A 20,672-nucleotide genomic window follows, 5' to 3' on the forward strand; every position below is an offset into this window, starting at 1 on the left:
GTTAATAAAAATCCATCACCTAAAAAATTTAAACCTAAACATTCAATATGTTAAACAATAAATAACAAGCATATTGATCTGTTACACAACACTCTTAGACCAAAATCTAAGTTTTTAAAAAAGTGCAGCTAAGTAGAATATTTGAATATAAAAATAGTTAAATGGAAAATTTTAAATCCATTAATAACTTTTTCTAGCTTTGTTCAATTTCTACCTTTGCTCAATAAAGAAAGACCATATGAAAACGATAACAATGAAGAGTATTCATTCTAAAATCTTATTTTTACATGGACTAGATTCATCTAAAGAATCGACAAAATTCCATGCCATCAATGCTGAAAAAAAATATTGTATTAACGTGGATTATCGTAACCTTAACTACAAAACGGTTGAGTGTTTTTATCACGATATTATCGAAAAGATTAAACCCGATTTACTGGTAGGTCATAGTTTAGGTGGGTATTGGGCATTAAAAATGTCACAGCAACATCGAATTCCTGCAATCCTTGCCAATCCAAGCTTAAATCCAGATTTCCGTGAAGACTATGCAGCGATTGATGAACATGATTTAGACCATGACATTCCACAAATTGCTTATCTGGAACTGGGTGATGAGGTTTTAGATATGTATAAAGTACTTGAGCAACTAGAGTCATATATGCAAATTGAAGCTGTTGAAGGTGGACACCATCGTTTAGTCCAACCTGAAAACCTAAATCATTTAATTGAATATATGGAACAAACCTTTATTGCTTGAAATAAAATATTCAAAGTACAGTTCGCTGCTCTCCAACTAAAAAAGCCTTGTATTTACAAGGCTTTTTTCACGACAAGACAGACAAACAAATGATTTAAGTATTTAATCACAAGCAGGTAGCCCGAAAACTTAACCTGTTATTGCCTTTAAGCAACCGCTTTTTCAACTGGCTTGGAATGCTCATCAAGCACTGACCAAATCTGTAAACCAAGATCTTGATGTAAATCAGGCAGGTCAAGAAAAATGCTTGCACCCAATACCGTATGTTGGCATTTATGCATCAATTGATTGACAGCTTTTAAAGTACCGCCTGTAGCCAATACATCATCTACAATAATCACTTTTTGTGCTGCGATATCCGCTGACATTTCCAAGCGATCTAAACCATATTCTAAGCTATAGCCCACACCAACTACTGGAGGTGGCAACTTACCTGCTTTACGAACCAATAATAAGCCTTTGCCGGTACGTTGTGCCAATAAGCTGGCTAAAACGAAACCTCGTGCTTCAACTGCAACAAAACTATCCACGGCATCCAATTGCTCTACAGGAATACTTGCAATCAAAGCATCGGTTAACTCCACAAGATTGTTCATAAACAATGGGGTTAAATCATAAAAACAAATACCTGGTTTTGGGAAGTTTTGGACAGTACGAATACTTGACCACAAAGCAGTAGACATGTTCATCATGGGGGGGAGATTTAAAAAAGATAAATAATACGTGAATTTTAACGTTTATTAGCCAAAATTGACAGCAGCCGGCTACCTGTTCAATATTAAAGTCACGCTAAGTTGTTGAATTTATTAAGTCCATTTTCACACAAAATAATGGCTATAGAATGAGCTAATTCTAGCTTAATATTTTTGGCTAAAATATTCATCTAGACCTTTGTCTAAATTCAAATATTTTTAAACTTTTATATCAGTGCTCATCCCTTGTTATGACAGTGTTGTAATTAAAATTGTCTGACAAAGTTGGCATAATAAACATCGCTTTTGTCCTGAGCTGCCATTCAGCTTTAAGATTAGTTAGATAAACTCCGATATTTACTTTACTTTAGATACAGAACTGCGTAAGAATTTAGAGGAATATGTACACATTTTATTTGCATATTATTTGAGTCAAGCAGCAGAAGGAATTTTACTGACAGAAAAAACAATGCATCTGTCAGATATCGGAGAATCAGATGAAGAAATATCAATGCATCGTTTGTGGTTGGATTTATGACGAAGCAGAAGGTTGGCCACAAGATGGCATCGCAGCAGGTACCAAGTGGGAAGACATTCCTGATGACTGGACATGCCCAGACTGCGGTGTTTCTAAAGCAGACTTTGAAATGGTAGAAATCTAAGATATTGCGTAAAGACCATGTTTACATGGTCTTTTTTACATTTATTTTCAACAATACAAAATTATTCAATTCACCTCTAAATTTGAAACAGGTATGGAGAAAGATATGCAACCGATCATCATCATAGGTTCTGGCATGGCGGGTTATACCCTTGCAAGAGAATTTCGTAAGTTAAACACCGAACAGGAATTGGTGATGATTTGCGCAGATGATGCGGTGAATTATGCAAAACCTACCCTATCTAATGCATTGGTTGGGAAAAAAGCACCTGAACAAATTGGTTTAGGCGATGCTGAAAAGATGAGTAGCCAACTGAACATGCGGATTGAAAAAGAAACATGGGTTAAAAGTATTGATGCAGAGAAACATGAATTAACCCTTGAAAAAGATGGACAATCTTCAACTCAAGGCTACTCAAAACTTATTCTTGCCGTGGGCGCAAATCCGATTCGATTAGCGATTGCTGGGGATGGAAGTGATGATATTCATGTGGTTAACTCACTAATTGACTATCGTGGATTCCGTGAAACTTTAGACAATTGCAGCACGGGTGAATGTGGCAACAAACGTGTGGTAATTTTAGGCGCAGGCTTAATTGGTTGTGAATTTGCCAATGACTTACAAAATACTGGGCATCAGGTTACGGTGATCGACTTAGCACCACAACCTTTAGGGCGTTTATTGCCTAATCATGTTGCACAAGCATTTAAAGACAATCTTGAACAATCAGGAATTAAATTTGCCTTGGGTACCACTGTAGAAAAAGTTTCTAAATCTGAGCGTGGTTATATCGTTTCATTGGCCAGTGGTCAGTCCTTGCTCGCGGATGTTGTGCTTTCTGCAATTGGCTTACAACCTAATATTGCCTTGGCTAAAGCGACGGAAATCAACACCAGTCGTGGTGTGATTACCAATACCTTGCTCGAAACCAGTCAAGCAGATATTTTTGCCATCGGTGACTGTGCCGAAGTGAATGGAACACTCTTGCCATTTGTCATGCCAATCATGCAACAAGCGCGTGCATTAGCCAAAACCTTGAGTGGACAAACCACCACTGTACACTACCCTGCAATGCCAGTCGCGGTGAAAACCCCAGCTGCACCTTTGACTGTACTTCCTGCTCCAATTGATGTAGATGTTACATGGGAGAATGAAGAGTTTGAAGATGGGATGTTATCTAAAGCAACAGATGCTGAAGGTATCTTACGTGGTTTTGTATTGTTAGGTGCAACTGCTGGAAAACAGCGTTTAACATTAACAAAACTGGTTCCAGACTTGATTCCTGCATCCGTTTAAGGTTTTAATAGCAAGGATATTTTTTAATCAAAGAATATCCTTGCTTAGGAAAATAACAATGAATAGCGCACTTCAATTTCAAGTTTCACCTTATGCCTCGTTCATGAATGAAACCAAAGTCGATTTAGGTAATGGTATTCAACTTCATGTTGAAACTGGAGGGAATCCACAACACCCGACCATTCTGTTGATTATGGGTTTGGGTGCGCAAATGTTATTTTGGCCTGATTTTTTTTGTAAATCACTGATTGATCAAGGCTTTCATGTGATTCGCTTTGATAATCGTGATATTGGCTTATCTTCAAAAATTCGCCACCAAGGTCCACGTTTAAACTCTTATAAGCTGATGGGTCGCTTTGCTTTGGGCTTACCAAATGACGGCGCGCCTTATAACTTATTTGATATGGCGGATGATGTTGCATTATTGATTGATCGTTTAGGCATTGAAAAACCACATATTTTGGGTGCTTCAATGGGTGGTATGATTTCTCAAATTTTAGCTGCAAAATATCCTGAGAAGATTGATAAAGTCGGTTTACTCTTTACCAGTAATAATCAACCTTTATTGCCACCACCATTTCCAAAACAACTCTTTAGTCTTATTGGTAAACCTGAATCACGTGATGAAGAAGGGATTGTGAATCATTCCTTGAAGGTTTTTCATATGATTGGTTCACCTGGTTATATCAACCAAGTTGAAGCAATTCAAACTGCACGTAAATTATATCGTCGTAGTTATCATCCAGCGGGTGTACTTCAACAGTTTTTAGCAATATTATGTACAGGTTCCTTACTTAAATTGGATAAGCAGATCAAAAAGCCAACTTTAGTGTTACATGGCTCTAAAGATCGGTTACTACCTCCAAGTCATGGTAAGGCAGTTGCTAAAGCAATTTCAGGCGCTAAATTTGAATTAATTGAGGGAATGGGGCATGATATCCCACCGCATTTTGTTCCTCAACTTAGCGGGTTATTTGCACATCATTTTAAATCATAAGCATTAGGACACTATGGCTGCATTACCATCCCTAAGACAGTTGTCATATTTAGTGACACTGTCTGAGACGCTGCACTTCACTGAAGCAGCGCGCCGTTCGTTTGTAACTCAATCTACTTTATCTGGTGGAATCATGGAGTTGGAACGTTTATTGGGTGGCGTACTCGTAGAACGTGATCGCCAAAACGTACGTTTAACTCCTCTAGGTGAGCAAGTTGTTGCCCGAGCCCGTGTTCTACTCGCCGATGCTCAGGACTTGATGCGGTTAAGTCGAGAAATGAGTGAACCGTTAACTGGTGATTTGCATTTAGGGATTATTCCAACCATCGCCCCTTTCATTTTGTCGCAGCTTTTGGAAGAAGTGCATAAACAACTTCCAAAAATTCAGTTGCATCTGCATGAAGCACAAAGTGAAAAAATTGTTGAAAAACTTGAGCATGGCAATCTAGATGTGATCATGCTGGCTTTACCATTCGACACACGTGGTTTGAAAGTTGCTGAAATTGCGAAAGAAGATTTATTCTTAGTCTGCAATAAAGCAGATCAAAATGCGATGAATGCAAGAAGCTTAGATGATTTAGATCTTTCTCATCTTATGCTCCTTGAAGAAGGTCATTGCCTACGTGATCATACCTTAAGTGTTTGCCCAATCGGTGAGCGTAAAAATGATCACCGTTTAAAAGCAAGCTCATTGCCAACTTTAGTGGAAATGGTCAGTTCAAACTTAGGCTATACACTGCTTCCTGAGATTGCAATTCATGCACATATGCTGAAAAACAATGATCAGATTGTGGTTAAACCTATTGAGAATGCACCATCACGCACTTTGGCTTTAGTTACACGTAAAAGTACACCACTACAAAGTGAATTTGATGTGTTGGTACAAATTCTTCAAAAAATCACGCCAAATTTACGTTAATTTTCCAATACTAAAAAGGAGTCATGATTGACTCCTTTTTTATTGAATATCTAAAAAGCCTATAGATCACATCAGCATAAGCAAAATTAAAACGATCTTGTTTTTACTGAATCAAGCATGATAATATTTGACCAGTACAAAAATAATCGCTTATTTTTGTACGTATTGTTACGATAAAAATCGCGAAAAATCGACCTATCCTCAGCTTGTTTTTTAAAAGCATGCATCCATCTCGTCGACACATATCCAATCCTTTGCATTGGTCAGCGTTCCATAGGGCTTGAATCTTCCAAGCATCGTTAACAGGTTTCCACAGTTTTCTGTGCCTGAATTTTCGATAGGACGCATATGAACCGACCTTTATATATTATTTTTTCAACGATTGTCTTAGATGCAATTGGCATTGGCATCGTATTCCCTCTACTTCCCTCACTACTGAAAGACCTAAGCCATCAGCATAACGTTGCCTTGTTAATGGGGGTTTTCCTAAGCTTGTATGCGCTTATGCAATTTATGTTCTCTCCGATCTTAGGTGCTTTGAGTGACCGCATTGGTCGAAGACCTGTTTTGCTGATTTCACTTGCGGGTTCTGCAATCAACTATTTTTTTCTTGCTTGCTCTCCCTCTCTTATATTTCTGTTCATTGGACGGATCATTGCTGGAATAAGTAGTGCCAATATGCCCGTGGCTTCAGCCTATATCGTTGATACCACGTCAGAAGAAAATCGAGCAAAATACTTCGGTTTAATGAACGCCATGTTTGGTATTGGATTTATTATCGGCCCTGTACTCGGTGGATTATTGGGCGGATATTGGTTACGACTGCCTTTTTTCGTTGCGGCAATTTTAACAACAGTTAACTTGCTTATCGCATTTTGGGCACTCCCTGAATCCCGAAGCAACAATCCACTCTCAGTCCCCCCTCAAGCTTCAGGATCGCGACGTTCGAGTTCAAGCATAAATCTATTGAAAAATTTTAGTGTTATCCTTGCTCAAAAAGGTGTATTGCCGATTTTGCTGATATTTTTTCTGTTTAGCGCCTGCGGTGAAGCTTATGGTGTCTGCTGGGCACTTTGGGGACACGATACCTTTAAATGGAATACATTTTGGGTTGGTCTTTCTTTAGGCACTTTTGGTTTATGCCAAGTACTGGTTCAGTCATTTATACCGCAACATGCTGTCCGATATTTTGGTGAAAGAAATACCGTGCTGATCGGTCTGGCATGTATATGTATGGCATTAATCATCATGGCTTTTACCCAACACGCTTGGATCATTTTTGCAATCATGCCAATCTTTGCCCTAGGAAGTATCGGCACTCCTGCGCTACAAGCTGTTGTTTCACAAAAAATCCCAACTGCACAGCAAGGACAGTTTCAAGGTGTTATCGCATCGACCATTAGTCTGGCCTCGATTATTGCCCCATTGTTGTTTTCTACACTTTACTTTCATTTCCAAACACGATGGACTGGCGCTATATGGCTGGTTGTCGCGATGATTTATTTAATTGCATTACCTGCAATTTTATCGAGTTTAAAACCACAACAGCTTAAGTCATCCTAGTATTTAAGAACTTTAATGCTTTATTAGAAGCGTTGGTTGCTGATTTTAAAAAACTTAAATCTATAGCAACCAAGTCATTCAATTTCATTAAAATCCGATTGATTGATACAAAAAAGCCCGATTAATTTTAATCGGGCTTAAGACAATCAAATTATCTTGGCTTAACCATTTACAAAGTGCTCAAGCAAAGTTTGTTGTGCATTGTAAATTGCCTCGCCTTCTTTAGGTTGCACACGAGTCCAAGTACCATCGCCTTGCAACAGCCAAGCGCGGATATTGTCTTTTAAGTAGTTGACTAAACCTTGCTGGTAAATACGTTTTTTTAATGCTGGATCTTCAATCGGGAAGCACACTTCTACACGATTAAATAAATTACGATCCATCCAGTCTGCACTTGAACAGTAAATACGTGGATTGCCATTATTTCCAAAATAATAAACACGGGTATGTTCTAAGAAACGCCCGACAATTGAACGTACTCGAATATTTTCAGACAGGTTTGGCAACCCAGGACGTAAACAGCAAATTGAACGAATAATCAGATCAATTTGCACCCCTGCTTGCGAAGCTTCATATAATTTATTGATCAATTGAACTTCAGTTAAGGCGTTAACCTTAACAATAATTTGCGCAGGTTTGCCCGCTTTGGCATTGGCAATTTCATCATCAATAAAAGCAATTAACTGAGCATGTAGCGTAAACGGCGCATGTAACAGTTTTTTCAACTTGGCCATTTTGCCCATACCGGTCAATTCTTGGAAAATACGATGTACATCTTCGCAAAGCTCTTTATCTGTAGTGAGCAGTCCATAATCGGTATAGATACGAGCATTCGTTGCATGGTAGTTACCCGTACCCAAATGCACATAACGTACTAACTTATTATTCTCACGGCGTACCACCAAGATCATTTTGGCATGCGTTTTATAGCCCACGATGCCATAAACAACAACAGCACCCGCTTCTTGTAATACATTGGCAACGGCGATATTCGATTCTTCATCAAAACGCGCCCGCAACTCAATTACAGCAGTGACTTCTTTACCATTACGTGCCGCTTCTGCAAGTACCTGAACAATTTCAGAGTCAGCACCACTACGATATAAGGTTTGTTTGATCGCTAGCACTTGGGGATCACGTGCAGCTTCACGCAACAAGTTAATAACGGGTGCAAATGATTCAAATGGATGGTGTAAAAGAATGTCTTGTTTTTGCATTGCTGAAAAAATATTTTCAGACTTTTTCAATACTTTTGGAATCGCGGGTACATGCGAATCATAACGCATATGTGGACGTTTAAAATTTGACACAAGACGTGCCAGATTTACCGGCCCATCCACTTTATAAAGTTGTTCTTGTTCTAGATCAAATTCTTCAAGCAAATATTCATAAATATGTTTTGGACAGTTTTCTGTCACTTCTAAACGTACTGCACGACCAAAACGACGTGAACTCAATTCACCTTTCAATGCTTTGGCTAAGTCTTCTACATCTTCATTCAGCGCCAAATCTGCATTACGTGTAACACGGAACTGATAACAACCTGTAGCTGTCATCCCTGGGAACAAATCCGATACATGTTCATGAATAATCGCAGACAACATCACAAAATGTTCTTTACCGCCTGTAAGCTCATCAGGTAAACGCACTACACGCGGAAGCGAACGTGGCGCTGGTACAACTGCTAAATCAATTTGTCGTCCAAATGCGTCCTTCCCTTCTAGAGTCACAATAAAGTTTAAGCTTTTATTGACCAATCGTGGGAATGGATGTGCAGGATCAAGGCTAATGGGAGTAAGCACTGGTGCAACTTGTTCTTGGAAATACTTTTTAATCCACACAGATTGTGCAGGCGTTAACTCGCCACGACGTAAAAAGCAAATGTCTTCTTCACGTAACTTAGGAAAAATTTCTTCATTGAGGATACGGTACTGACGCTCAATCGCTTCATGTGCTGTTTTAGAGATTTGGTCTAAAACTTGTTTTGGCGTCAAACCATCTGGTGAACGACTTTCATTCCCTAAAGTTAATTGCTCCATCATTCCTGCAACACGGATTTCAAAAAATTCATCCATATTACGAGAAAAAATCAATAAGAAATTCATACGTTCAAGCAAGGGGTGTAAAGGATCAACGGCTTGCTCTAGAACACGTAAATGGAAATCTAAAATTGAAAGCTCACGATTTATATATCGTTCATTATAAGAATATTCTGTAGGCGTTGTTGTCGTCACTGCGGTATTCATGCAATAAACCTGCATCAAAAAAATGTCTTAATTCTAGTATGCTTCAAATTTGTGACAATTTCATAAAAAAAGCATCGCTTCATAAAAAAAGCACATCAATTTGTGCTTTTTTAAATTCATTTATTTAGCGTCAATCTGGAATACGGGTATAACGCATATACTTCAAAACCAAACGCTTACGGTATTGAAGCTTAGAATCATCAGGATTTTTTTGATAATACTTCGGATTGGTTAAAATCACTGCTAAAAATGCGGCCTGTTCACGACTTAAACTTGCCGCGCTCTTAGAAAAGTAATGTTGTGATGCAGCTTCAACACCATAGATATGATCTCCAAATTCGACAGAGTTCATATAGACTTCTAAAATGCGCTGTTTCGTCCACATCCGCTCCATCATGGTGGTGGCAATCGCTTCCTGACCTTTGCGGATAAATGAGCGACGATTATAGAAGAATAAATTTTTAGCCAATTGTTGAGAGATCGTTGAACCACCTGCGACTACTTTGTCTTTTTTAAGATTACGTTGTAGTGCATTTTCAATACCATCCCAGTCGAAACCATGATGATCGAGAAATTTGGCATCTTCGGCAGCGACAATTGCATGTTTAAAGTTATCACTGATCTTGTCATAGTCACGCCATTGATGTTGAATCGGCTCAAAATCAGACAAATATGTCCAACGCATAAACATGGTGGTTTCTACATCATGAGTCCGCCAATAAATTAAACTTGAGAAAATCCATAGCTGAATCATGATCAAAATACTGACCACAATTAACAAAGCACGAACAATAAAAGCTTTCATGTCAGCCGCTTACTCCGAAAATTCTGACGTTTCATGTTAAGCTGAATCTATCTATAAAAAGCTAAGCAATAGCATGTCTAAATATCAAGATCTTTCAACTTATAGCCAACCCAATTCTATTGGTAAAATAACCTTATTGCTGATTGTCATCAATGTCGGTTTATTTGCCATCCAAGTCTTATCAGGTGTCAATATTACTGACCCGACAACGTTGGACGCGTTGCGTTGGGGTGCTGATTATGCACCTTTAACCTTCTTAGAGGAACCATATCGCTTATTCAGCAGTATGTTTTTTCACTTCGGTATCCTGCATCTAATGATGAACATGTGGGCACTGTATATTTTTGGTGATGTTGCTGAAAAAACTTTAGGAAAGTTTTATTTCCTTGGACTTTATATCCTTGCTGGACTCATGGGAAGTTTATTAAGTGGTTATTTGGATATTCGAAATAGCTACGAAATGCTGCAAAATTTTGATCAAAAACTCTTTCCGCATGTATCTGCAGGTGCATCGGGTGCTGTGATGGGACTTGGTGGTGCACTGACACTCCTGTCATTGTTCCCACCTACCCCGAATCCAAGATTCATTTTAGATAAAAGATCACTTTTAACCGTACTTGCGATCAACTTAGCTTTTGGCTTTTTAGCTTCTGGAATTAACAATGCTGCCCATATCGGTGGGATGTTAATGGGTGCAGTCATGGCTTTGGCTTGGTACGTAACACAACGTGCCAAAATGGGTAAAGCTGCCAATATTATCATTGTGATTTTAGGGATTGCAGCAACCTATGCGGTTTATCTCTATTGCCAGCATCTCGTTGGACCACTTAGCCCACTTTGGCAACAAGCCATTGTACAAATGCGTGAGCAATTAAACTTTTAATCCCTAAAATAGCTTGTCCATGTCGAAATAAAACATTGCAAAGTACAATCAGTTCAAGAAGCATAAAAAATGGCGGCCTATAGGTCGCCATTTTTTAATTTACTGTCTTCACTGGGCAGGCTTTTAAAGGCTCAACTGAAATTAAACAGCCAGATAAAACCACTTAAACAAAGCGGTTTAATTCAACTCTCGTAGACTTTGCAATGGTGGAATTTCGGATAAATAGCTCAATCGGTAACGCCCAATCAATGCACACAACACTGCCATCGAAATTGGTAAAATCAACCAAATTTCCCAATGTAATTGCATCACCATTTCCATACGATAACTGGCAACGGCACTAATCACCTCCGCAAAGAAACAGGAAACGATTCCCGCCAATAATCCAATAAAACCAATTTCAAAACTCATCATATTTTTTAACTGACGCTTTGAACTACCAAAAGAACGTAACAATGCCACTTCTTTTTTACGCTCATCCATCAGCAAATTGATACACGCAATCAACACTAAAAAGCCAGATAAACTCACCAACACCGCCAAAACTGTAATGATTTTGACCAACACAGAAACCAAGTTTTTAATTTCATCAAAAATTAAAGAGACGTCAATAAAGACCGTATTGGAAAATTGTTGAATCAGATTAACCATCTTGATTTTTTCACTCGGTGGCACATAAAAACTCCCTAAGTAGCTGCCTGCGTTTTCATCCAACGTCTTTGGAGTAAAAATAAAGAAAAAGTTTGGGCTAAAGCTTTGCCATTCCACTGTACGCAAATTCACAACTTGCGCGTCCAAATTTCCCTCAGGCAAACTAAAAGTTAAACGATCGCCAATTTTAATACCCAATTCTTCAGCCAGTTTGGCCTCTACAGACACCTGCCCAATTTGAGTCAATTGAGCCTCTCCAGCAACAATGATATTGTCTTGTGGATAATGATCTGCTTGGGTGAGATTTAACTCACGACGTAAAGAATTATTGGTTTTCACCAATTGGGCAGGAAAAGCTTGACCATTTTTTGCCAATAAGCGCCCTTTTACATTGGGATATAACGGTGTACTTTTCCAGTGTTGCTGTGCCAATTGTTGTTTAAAGGCATCCAATTCAAATGGCGGTAGACCATAAATAAATTGGTTAGGCGTTCCTTCAGGCAATTGTTGCTGCCAACGCTCTAATAAATCAGTTCTCAATACAGCAAGTACCGTAATCAGACTTAAACCCAATGCCAAAGCGGTAATTTGTAAAGCGGTTTGCGAAGGGGTTCGGATATAAGCCGAGAGCCTATTTTTCATTGATTTTAAAGTCTTTAAAATCATCCAAACCACGGCATATAACAAAGCTGTTAACACAATGACTGCGCCCATCACCAACGCAGTGAGTATCAGATTTTCGGTCAAGACCAAACTAAAAATAATCAGACTAACTAAACCCGTTGCCATCATCCACAACATTGAACGTGCCGACTTTTCTTGTTGGCGTATCACCCGAATAGGCGGTGTATTTAACAGTTGCCATAAGCTCGGTAAAATAAATCCAATCAATACAATCCCACTGGTAAAAATTGCAATAGGCAAAGGACCAACCAGCATCTGCAACATTGAAAATTGCAACTCTAGGTTCGGAATCATCTGCAACATCAATTGCAACAACGAATAACCTAAAATCAGTCCTAAAATACTGCCAATGACAATGGCGATTAAAATAACAACACTCAGCAACCCGAGATAGGTTTGAAAAATCTGCCGTTTCGTTGCCCCCATACAACGCATCAGTGCAATATGATCTTGGTTCTGCTGTACGTAACGCTGACTGGTTAAAGCGATGGCTAAACCACATAAAAGAATCGTCAGAATATTGGCCAATTGTAAGAAAGTATCGAGGTTTTCAATCGGTTTAAGTAAGCGTGAATTGCCCTCATCTGCATTACGTAGTCTTAAATTACTTTGTGCATCTAGTTCATTATCCGCATTTTGTTGATCTTGTATGGATTGATCAGTTTGTGAGTGTGTTGCTGGCTGATTTTCAGTCAATGTAGTGGCACTTGATGCACTTAAAGCTGAATCTGCATCCGAATTTTGTGCAATCTTTGGATTCACATTTTGCTTTTCTTGCGCTTTAAAAGTCTTAAAAAATTGCTGATATGTTGCAATCGACTCCGCACCCCCTGCCATCAACAAACGATATTCAATCCGACTTCCAACTTGAATTGCACCCGTTTTTGCAACATCTGCTTGAGAGATAATCACGGTTGGCGAAAAGGCAGAAAAGCCTAATTCTTGATTTGAATCATGTTCAATGATGCCAGTAACTTTAAACTGACCATTGGCAATTTGAACGCTATCGCCTAGGTTTAATTTTAATAATTCTTGTGCGCGTTTGCTTAGCCAAACCCCGCCACTTTGTAAGGCTTGTTTTGGCGCAATCCTTAATTCACCACGTAAGGGAAATGCTGTGTCAATGGCTTTCACATTGACCATAACAAACTGATCCTGTGTAGAGGCCATTGAACCAAAAATGGTGACATGGGACTGTTTTAATTTTAAATCATCAGCCTGTTTGATCCATTGTTGGTCAATTGGATCTGTATCACTAAGTTGTAAATCTGCAGCTTGCATTTTGGCAGCTTGTAAGGTCACTGCTTGTTTGACTTGATCATTGCTAAACTTTAATGCAGTAGTCGCACTAATGGCTAAACTCAATGCAATAATCAGCAGATATATGCCTGAACTGGCAAAACTTTGCCTAAATAAGGGTTTAAACAAGGTCAACATTACACCACCTCATTCGATTGAGGCGTTTGAGCATGTTCAATCAATTGACCATCTTTTAATTCATAATGACGTTGGCACTGTGCTGCCAATTGCGAATCGTGAGTGACAAGCACTAAAGTTGTACCAAGTTCTTTATTTAAATCAAATAAGAGTTGTTCAATTTCAAATGCAGTATGTTCATCTAAATTGCCTGTAGGTTCGTCAGCAAAAATAATTTTGGGGTCAGAAATTAAAGCTCGTGCAATGGCAACCCGTTGTTGCTCCCCACCAGACAATACTTTCGGGGTTTGCTGGCTTTGTCGTTCTAAACCGACTTTGGCCAATAAACTTAAAGATTTTTGTTCTGCATGTGCATAATTAAAATTCTTCTGTAAACGTAATGGTAGCATCACATTTTCTAAGGCAGAAAGATGTGGGAGCAACTGGAAAGATTGAAATACAAAACCAATATATTGAAGTCGAATCAACGCACGTTGTTCTTCGTTTAAATGCTCAATCGCTTCACCACAAACACTGAGTTGACCTGCACTGGCTTGATCGAGAGTAGCAAGGATGCCCAATAAAGTTGATTTTCCTGAACCAGAACGTCCAGTAATCGCGACCTGTTCACCTGTATAAATATTAAGATTTAGATTTTCAAAAATTGTAAGCGTTTGATGAGGTAATTCTATCTTTTGTGTAAGTTGCTGTGCAGAAATTATCACTTGTGGCATGATGGGAGAAGTTGAATCATCCTGAACCTTAGACATCATAAAGTACCTTATATGCAAATCAAAAAATTGTTAAATTTGAAAATGATGAAAAACCTAATTCATTGTTTATTTTTTAGCATAATCTGTCTGTTGCCCGTTAGTAGTTTTGCAAAAACGATCATGATTTTAGGTGATAGCTTAAGTGCGGGTTATGGTATTAACCCACAACAAGGCTGGGTTTTCTTGCTACAGCAACGCTTAAACCAACAATTTCCCAAACAACATAATGTGGTCAATGCCAGTGTAAGTGGTGAAACCACCAGTGGTGCGTTGGCGCGTTTTCCAAAACTATTACAAAGCCATAAACCTGATATCGTGGTGATTGAGTTGGGTGGCAATGATGGTTTACGTGGACAACCGCCACAAATGATTCAGAAAAATCTTGCGCAATTAATTCAACAAAGCCAAAAAAGCCAAGCCACGGTCATTTTATTGGGAATGAAAATTCCACCGAATTATGGCGCAGCTTATAGCCAAGCTTTTGAGAAAAATTACCAAACCCTAAGTCAACAATACAAAGTTAAAATGCATCCGTTTTTTATGAATGGAATTGCAGGCAATAAAAGTTTGATGCAAAAAGACTTAATCCATCCCAATGCAACCGCACAAAAAATCCTACTCGATAATGTCTATCCGTTGATTCGAGGCGTGCTTTAAGTTTTTCTCAAAGCCGAAATGATTGTGTACCTGTTTACTACTCAAAATCGGATGTCGTGTTTTTTAAGACATCCGCAAAATTAAATAAACGCGCTAATAAATGGTGAATATAGTCCAAACTCGATTCTTGTTCAGTAAATAGAATCCGATGCAACATGGGTGCAATAACAATTTCAATAATCAGTTGATTGTCTATGCTTGTTTCATTTCTTTGCTGGGCACGTTGCTGAATAATGTCTAACTGTTGAATCAAAAAGTCATAACACTTACCAGAGGTTGGCGAATCATTTTCCGCCACAATATCGCTTAAGATTGTACGCCCAACGGGTGAGGCATATTCCTCAAAATATTGCTCCATCCATGCATATAAGTCTTGCTTAAAACTACCAAGATCCGCAGGTACACTGTCTGGATGTAAAATATTAAAGGCAACATCTGCAAGCAGTTGAGATAAATCTCCCCAACGTCGATAGATCGTAGAGGGGGTGACCCCTGCATATTCAGCAATCATCGGAATCGTCAAATCTGCCACAGCAACATTGTGCTGTAATGTTTGCACCGCATTATGAACTGCAGCTTGTATTCGTGCACTGCGCCCACCCGGACGCAAACCTGTAATCACTTTCGTCATCAGCAAATCACTACAAACCTATAAATGAAAATCTATCAATGGGTTAATGCTTGAAGAACAGCTTTAATCAAAAAATCATCTTAGCTAAACCTTTGTGTTTAATCCAAAATACGGTATAAAAGCTAATTAATAGCTTTTATGTACATGTTGATTATGCGCAACTCTAATTTTAATCGTCAAGTGACTTCCTATAAATTAAGCCATAATGCTGCACTGTACACACATACTTTTACCCTGATGGCCTTTTTGGCAGCCTCAAGCGCACCAACACCGTTATATCGTTTGTATCAACAACACTTCCATTTTTCTCCTGTTTTATTAACACTTATTTTTGCCACCTATGCGTTTGCATTGCTATTAACCTTATTGGTGGCAGGATCATTGTCTGATTATATTGGACGTAAGCCGGTTATTTTTGTGGCTTTGATTTTAGAAATTCTGTCCATGGGCTTTTTCTTGTTTGCATCCAATATCGAAATGCTGTTTATCGCACGAGGTTTGCAAGGTATTGCCACGGCTTTAGCCGCATCTACGTTTGGAGCAGCTTTGCTTGATCTGAGTAAAATACAGGGTTCTTTAATTAATAGTATTTCTCCAATGCTTGGTATGGCTGCGGGTATGCTAATGACCTGCATTGTTTTAGAGTTTTCGACTGTTCCATTAACACTTATTTTTGAAATACTCATTTTTCTGTTTGTATCTACCACATTTATCGCAATTTTTAGCCCTGAAACCGCAACTAAACGTGTGGGTGCTTTGGCATCATTAAAACCGCAACTGACTGTTCCTGTACAAACCCGAAAAGCACTCTTGATCGTAAGTCCAATTAATATCTCGTTATGGATGGTGAGTGGGTTCTTCCTCTCGTTAATGCCTTCATTGCTGGCTCAAGCTTTCCATGTGCAATCGGCATGGCTGAATGGCATGATGTTTATTACTCTATCAGTTTCAGGGGCTGTTGGGATTTTAACCCTGCGCAATGCGCCAACATTTAAAATTTTAGTCACTGCTGCAATTACGATTGTCTCGGGCTCAAGTGTTATTTTGCTTGGCATTCATCTGGTGCAACCGATCTTATTGTTTATTGGTGCTGTGGTGACAGGGATTGGCTTTGGTACAGGTTTTATGGGTGCAATTCGTGCTGTTATGCCCTTAGCTTTACCTGAACAGCGTGCAGGTTTAATGGCCGCATTTTTTGTTGAAAGCTATTTGGCCTTTAGTATACCTGCGATTATTGCTGGATACTTTGTCAATAAAGTGGGCTTAATTTTTACTGCAGATGTCTATATTTGTATGATTATCTTATTAGCCAGCTTGGCGTTTGTTTTTGCGCTTAAAAATAAACAGAACATTCATTAAAGCGTGTTAAAAATCAAAGCAAAACAAAAGGCGCATTGAGCGCCTTTGGATTTAAATCTTAGATTAAGCTGGAATATCACGGACAGACGCTTTGCGAATTGCTTCTTTAAGCGCGTCATAACCATGAATTGGCGGGAACTGTGGAAATTCACAAATCACATTTTCAGGCGCGTCAAATAAGAAACCATGATCAGCTTCACCCAACATCGTTGTATCGTTATACGAATCGCCTGCTGCGATTACACGGTAATTTAAACCATGTAAAGCTTTTACAGCTTCACGTTTTTGATCAGGTTGGCGCAATTTATACGCAGTGATCATACCATTTTCATCAGTTTCTAATTTATGACAGAAAATGGTTGGCCAACCTAACTGTTGCATCAACGGATGTGCAAACTCATAAAATGTATCTGAAAGAATAATCAACTGAAAATGGGTACGTAACCATTCTACAAACTCTTTTGCACCCGGAAATGGCCCCATGTCTGCAATCACAGCTTGAATGTCATTTAAGCCTAAACCATGCTGTTTAAGAATATTTAAACGTTGAGTCATCAACACATCGTAGTCAGGAATATCACGAGTTGTTGCTTCTAATTCTTTGATTCCTGTTTTTTTAGCAAAATTGATCCAGATTTCTGGTACCAATACACCCTCAAGATCAAGACATACGATTTCCATGGGTTCTCCCAAATGTCAGTTAAAAATTTTGGGCTTATCATAGCACTAAAGTTTAAAAAGAATGCTGAAAGTTTTTACAGCAAACCCATTTCATTTGGTTATGCATAAGGCTTGTGGATATTTACAAATCTGTTTTATTCATAAGTATTTTAATTAATCTGCTAAGTAGCATATTTCATTTACTTTAAAATATCTGGATCGTCAAAAGCAGCAATTCACATAAGTTGAATTGACCTAATTTTTGCCAAAATGCTTAAATTCAAATATCTTTTGAACATGTTTACGAAAATTGTAGCTTCAAGCTAACTGCCAGGAGCAGATATGACCGCCATTCCAACCATAGATCTTGTGGACGCACTTGCGACTGAGTATGCCGACAAATCACCTTCTGAAATTTTAGAACTTGCGCTTTCTCAGCAAGGTGAAATTGCAATTTCATTTTCTGGCGCAGAAGATGTTGTTCTTATCGATATGGCACACAATTTAGGTAAACCATTTCGTGTTTTTAGTTTAGATACAGGTCGTTTACACCCTGAAACCTACCAATTTCTTGAAACCGTACGCAAGCACTATGGGATTAAAATTGAGATTTGCTTTCCAGAAGCCGATGCCGTTCAACAGTTGGTCAATGAAAAAGGTTTATTTAGCTTCTATCAAGATGACCATAAAGAATGCTGTGGTATCCGAAAAGTTCAGCCACTACGTAAAAAATTAGCCACTTTAGATGGTTGGATTACTGGGCAACGCAAAGATCAAAGTCCAGGTACACGTACGGAAATTCCAGTCATTCAAGCGGATAGCGGTTTTTCTGGTGAAGGCAAACAACTGATTAAATATAACCCATTGGCCAATTGGTCAAGTGCGGATGTATGGAACTATATTCGTATGATGGAGATTCCTTATAATCCATTACATGAAAAAGGCTTTATCTCAATTGGCTGCGAACCATGTACCCGTCCAGTATTGCCAAATCAACATGAACGCGAAGGTCGTTGGTGGTGGGAAGAAGCAACACATAAAGAATGTGGCCTACACGCTGGCAATTTAAAAAAGTAATATCAGGAAAACTCATTAAAACTCATGAATTTTTATTAACTTAACGTTCATCGAAATGCTTGGATTTTACGCTTAGAAAAGTTTTATACTAAGGTTTGTTGATATTTCATCTATAGCTTGTGTTATAGGCTAGAGTTGAGTAGGCAAAGGCATGAAAAAATAGTGAGACTATTTTCAGGTTTCATCACTCAAACTGAGAAATTTTAGCTATACCCAGAATGCCAACAAAGCGCTGCATTGTTGGCAACACAAAATGTAACGATGTACCTGATGTTTTCTAACATCACATCGTTGTAAACATGGACGAATGATCAACAGACCCAAGTTACACGGTTCTATAATTCTAACAATTCACCAGCTCATAAATGAGTTGTTGTAGAAATTGCAGTGAGGCAATCCAAGACTATGCGCCCATTACACCCTATTGATTTTATTTTTTTAAATTTAGAAAAACGTCAACAACCCATGCATGTTGGTGGGTTATTCTTATTTGAAATACCAGAACATGCGCCTTCTACCTTCATTCAAGATCTTGTTGCAGATATTCGTAATTCAAAATCTATTCCTGTCCCACCCTTTAACAACCGCTTAAGTGGCATGTTTTGGGATGAAGACGAAGAGTTTGATATCGATCATCATTTCCGTCATATCGCACTACCTCATCCGGGACGTATCCGTGAGTTATTGGTTTATATTTCACAGGAACACAGTTCGTTGATTGACCGAGCTAAACCGCTTTGGACCTGTCATATTATTGAAGGGATTGAAGGCAATCGCTTTGCCATGTATTTTAAAATCCACCATGCCATGATTGATGGTGTGGCTGGTATGCGTCTGGTAGAAAAATCATTTTCAAAAGATGCTGACTCCAAAACCATTATTCCGCCTTGGTGTGTCGAAGGTAAACGGGCAAAACGTTTAAAAGAAACTAAACTGGATAAAGCTAAAAAAATATTCTCTGCCTTAAAAGGACAAGTTGAAGCAGCACCTAAGGTCACTCAAGAGCTGTTCCAAACTGTATTTAAAGAAATGGGGAAAAACCCCGATTATGTTTCAAGCTTTCAAGCGCCGAGTAGTTTATTTAATCAACGGGTAAGTTCATCACGTCGTTTCGCTGCTCAGTCTTTTGAACTTGATCGTTTTAGAGATATTTCCAAAGCCCTTGGTGTAACGATTAATGATGTGGTGCTTGCTGTTTGTGCAGGCGCGTTACGTGATTATTTAATCACACAAGAAGCTTTACCGAAAAAACCACTGATTGCAATGGTTCCAGCCTCATTACGTGATGATGACTCAGATATGAGTAACCGTATCACCATGATTTTGGCAAATTTAGGTACACATAAAGAAAGTCCTTTAGAGCGCTTAGACATTATTAAACGCAGTGTACAAAATGCAAAAAATCGTTTTAAACGTATGAGCTCTGATCAAATCTTAAATTATAGTGCTTTCGTTTTTGGTGCAGCAGGCGTGAATATTGCATCAGGACTTATGCCAAAACGTCAGGCATTTAACGTGATCATTTCCAATGTACCTGGACCACGTGAACCTTTGTATTGGAATGGCGCTAAATTAGATGCCCTCTACCCTGTTTCTATTGTTTTGGATGGTCAGGCACTAAATATCACCATGACCAGTTATTTAGATAAATTAGAGGTAGGTTTAACCGGTTGCCGTAAATCTCTGCCTAAATTGCAGAATCTTCTCACGCATTTGGAAAATGAAATCCAAAAGTTTGAGCAAATCATTGCTGAGAAAAATGCACTAGAACTCGCCGATCAAAAGCCAAACGCTAAAGCCAAGGCAAAATCGGATACTCAAGATGTAGCGAAGGAATCTGTTGCAGCACGAAAGTCAGTATAAGATTTTATAATTGATTTGATTTTAGTGTTGATTGAGAGATAAAAACATAAATTGATTCAAAAATTAAGGGGCTAATATATG

General features: G+C 38.6%; 18 protein-coding genes. 11 read left to right on the top strand and 7 right to left on the bottom strand.

What is annotated here, in order from left to right; genetic code table 11:
* Positions 1–253: 253 nt before the first annotated feature.
* On the top strand, positions 254–757 hold the full coding sequence (locus AS4_RS16140) for a YqiA/YcfP family alpha/beta fold hydrolase (RefSeq protein ID WP_004717385.1): 504 nt from the start codon (positions 254–256) through the stop codon (positions 755–757).
* Between the two features lie 146 nt (positions 758–903).
* On the opposite strand, the gene AS4_RS16145 is transcribed toward AS4_RS16140, so the two are convergent.
* Positions 904–1,449: an adenine phosphoribosyltransferase gene (locus AS4_RS16145; protein WP_096734827.1), complete on the bottom strand. Its 546-nt coding sequence runs from the start codon at positions 1,447–1,449 to the stop codon at positions 904–906.
* Between the two features lie 497 nt (positions 1,450–1,946).
* Between AS4_RS16145 and rubA the strand changes: the two genes are divergently transcribed.
* The 5 genes from rubA (at position 1,947) to AS4_RS16170 (ending at position 6,886) form a co-directional block, all read left to right on the top strand.
* Entirely contained in the window at positions 1,947–2,111 is a 165-nt protein-coding gene (rubA, locus tag AS4_RS16150; protein WP_004678010.1) for a rubredoxin RubA, read from the top strand.
* Between the two features lie 105 nt (positions 2,112–2,216).
* Positions 2,217–3,407, top strand: coding sequence for an NAD(P)/FAD-dependent oxidoreductase (locus AS4_RS16155; RefSeq protein WP_096734828.1), 1,191 nt, complete (start codon positions 2,217–2,219; stop codon positions 3,405–3,407).
* Between the two features lie 58 nt (positions 3,408–3,465).
* Complete coding sequence (gene estB, locus AS4_RS16160) at positions 3,466–4,404, top strand: esterase EstB (RefSeq protein ID WP_004823254.1); 939 nt, start codon at positions 3,466–3,468, stop codon at positions 4,402–4,404.
* Between the two features lie 13 nt (positions 4,405–4,417).
* Entirely contained in the window at positions 4,418–5,323 is a 906-nt protein-coding gene (oxyR, locus tag AS4_RS16165; protein WP_004717396.1) for a LysR family transcriptional regulator OxyR, read from the top strand.
* 348 nt (positions 5,324–5,671) lie between these two features.
* Positions 5,672–6,886 (top strand): TCR/Tet family MFS transporter, encoded by a 1,215-nt coding sequence (locus AS4_RS16170; protein ID WP_096734829.1) that lies wholly within the window; start codon positions 5,672–5,674, stop codon positions 6,884–6,886.
* 161 nt (positions 6,887–7,047) lie between these two features.
* Here AS4_RS16170 and ppk1 read toward each other — a convergent pair whose 3' ends face one another.
* Positions 7,048–9,132 (bottom strand): polyphosphate kinase 1, encoded by a 2,085-nt coding sequence (ppk1, locus tag AS4_RS16175; RefSeq protein WP_004823258.1) that lies wholly within the window; start codon positions 9,130–9,132, stop codon positions 7,048–7,050.
* 130 nt (positions 9,133–9,262) lie between these two features.
* Positions 9,263–9,937 carry a monofunctional biosynthetic peptidoglycan transglycosylase gene (gene mtgA, locus AS4_RS16180; RefSeq protein WP_096734830.1) on the bottom strand — a complete coding sequence of 225 codons (675 nt, stop codon included), beginning with the start codon at positions 9,935–9,937 and terminating at the stop codon, positions 9,263–9,265.
* A 73-nt stretch (positions 9,938–10,010) separates the two neighbouring features.
* On the opposite strand from mtgA, the gene AS4_RS16185 reads away from it, so the two are divergent.
* Positions 10,011–10,820 (top strand): rhomboid family intramembrane serine protease, encoded by an 810-nt coding sequence (locus AS4_RS16185; protein ID WP_096734831.1) that lies wholly within the window; start codon positions 10,011–10,013, stop codon positions 10,818–10,820.
* 177 nt (positions 10,821–10,997) lie between these two features.
* Here AS4_RS16185 and AS4_RS16190 read toward each other — a convergent pair whose 3' ends face one another.
* Both AS4_RS16190 and AS4_RS16195 read right to left on the bottom strand, forming a co-directional pair.
* Positions 10,998–13,592, bottom strand: coding sequence for an ABC transporter permease (locus tag AS4_RS16190; protein WP_096734832.1), 2,595 nt, complete (start codon positions 13,590–13,592; stop codon positions 10,998–11,000).
* A complete protein-coding gene (locus tag AS4_RS16195; protein ID WP_096734833.1) occupies positions 13,592–14,341 on the bottom strand; it encodes an ABC transporter ATP-binding protein in 750 nt (249 codons plus the stop codon). The genes AS4_RS16190 and AS4_RS16195 overlap by 1 nt, the downstream gene beginning before the upstream one ends.
* A gap of 45 nt (positions 14,342–14,386) precedes the next feature.
* Here AS4_RS16195 and AS4_RS16200 point away from each other — a divergent pair, with 45 nt between their 5' ends.
* Positions 14,387–15,001, top strand: a complete 615-nt coding sequence (locus AS4_RS16200; RefSeq protein WP_096735552.1) for an arylesterase — start codon at positions 14,387–14,389, stop codon at positions 14,999–15,001.
* 37 nt (positions 15,002–15,038) lie between these two features.
* Here the strand turns inward: AS4_RS16200 and AS4_RS16205 are convergent, their stop codons facing one another.
* Entirely contained in the window at positions 15,039–15,632 is a 594-nt protein-coding gene (locus AS4_RS16205) for a TetR/AcrR family transcriptional regulator (protein WP_096734834.1), read from the bottom strand.
* A 153-nt stretch (positions 15,633–15,785) separates the two neighbouring features.
* On the opposite strand from AS4_RS16205, the gene AS4_RS16210 reads away from it, so the two are divergent.
* The gene (locus tag AS4_RS16210; protein ID WP_197724420.1) at positions 15,786–16,991 is read left to right on the top strand and encodes an MFS transporter; all 1,206 of its coding nucleotides are present in this window, start codon (positions 15,786–15,788) and stop codon (positions 16,989–16,991) included.
* Positions 16,992–17,054: 63 nt separating this feature from the next.
* Here AS4_RS16210 and thrH read toward each other — a convergent pair whose 3' ends face one another.
* Positions 17,055–17,672 carry a bifunctional phosphoserine phosphatase/homoserine phosphotransferase ThrH gene (gene thrH, locus AS4_RS16215; protein WP_096734836.1) on the bottom strand — a complete coding sequence of 206 codons (618 nt, stop codon included), beginning with the start codon at positions 17,670–17,672 and terminating at the stop codon, positions 17,055–17,057.
* A gap of 321 nt (positions 17,673–17,993) precedes the next feature.
* On the opposite strand from thrH, the gene AS4_RS16220 reads away from it, so the two are divergent.
* Positions 17,994–18,728, top strand: a complete 735-nt coding sequence (locus AS4_RS16220; RefSeq protein WP_004717410.1) for a phosphoadenylyl-sulfate reductase — start codon at positions 17,994–17,996, stop codon at positions 18,726–18,728.
* A 405-nt stretch (positions 18,729–19,133) separates the two neighbouring features.
* Complete coding sequence (locus AS4_RS16225) at positions 19,134–20,591, top strand: WS/DGAT/MGAT family O-acyltransferase (RefSeq protein WP_096734837.1); 1,458 nt, start codon at positions 19,134–19,136, stop codon at positions 20,589–20,591.
* Positions 20,592–20,672: the final 81 nt, after the last annotated feature.

The organism is Acinetobacter guillouiae (assembly GCF_002370525.2).
In the GTDB taxonomy this organism is placed as follows: Bacteria; Pseudomonadota; Gammaproteobacteria; order Pseudomonadales; family Moraxellaceae; genus Acinetobacter; species Acinetobacter guillouiae.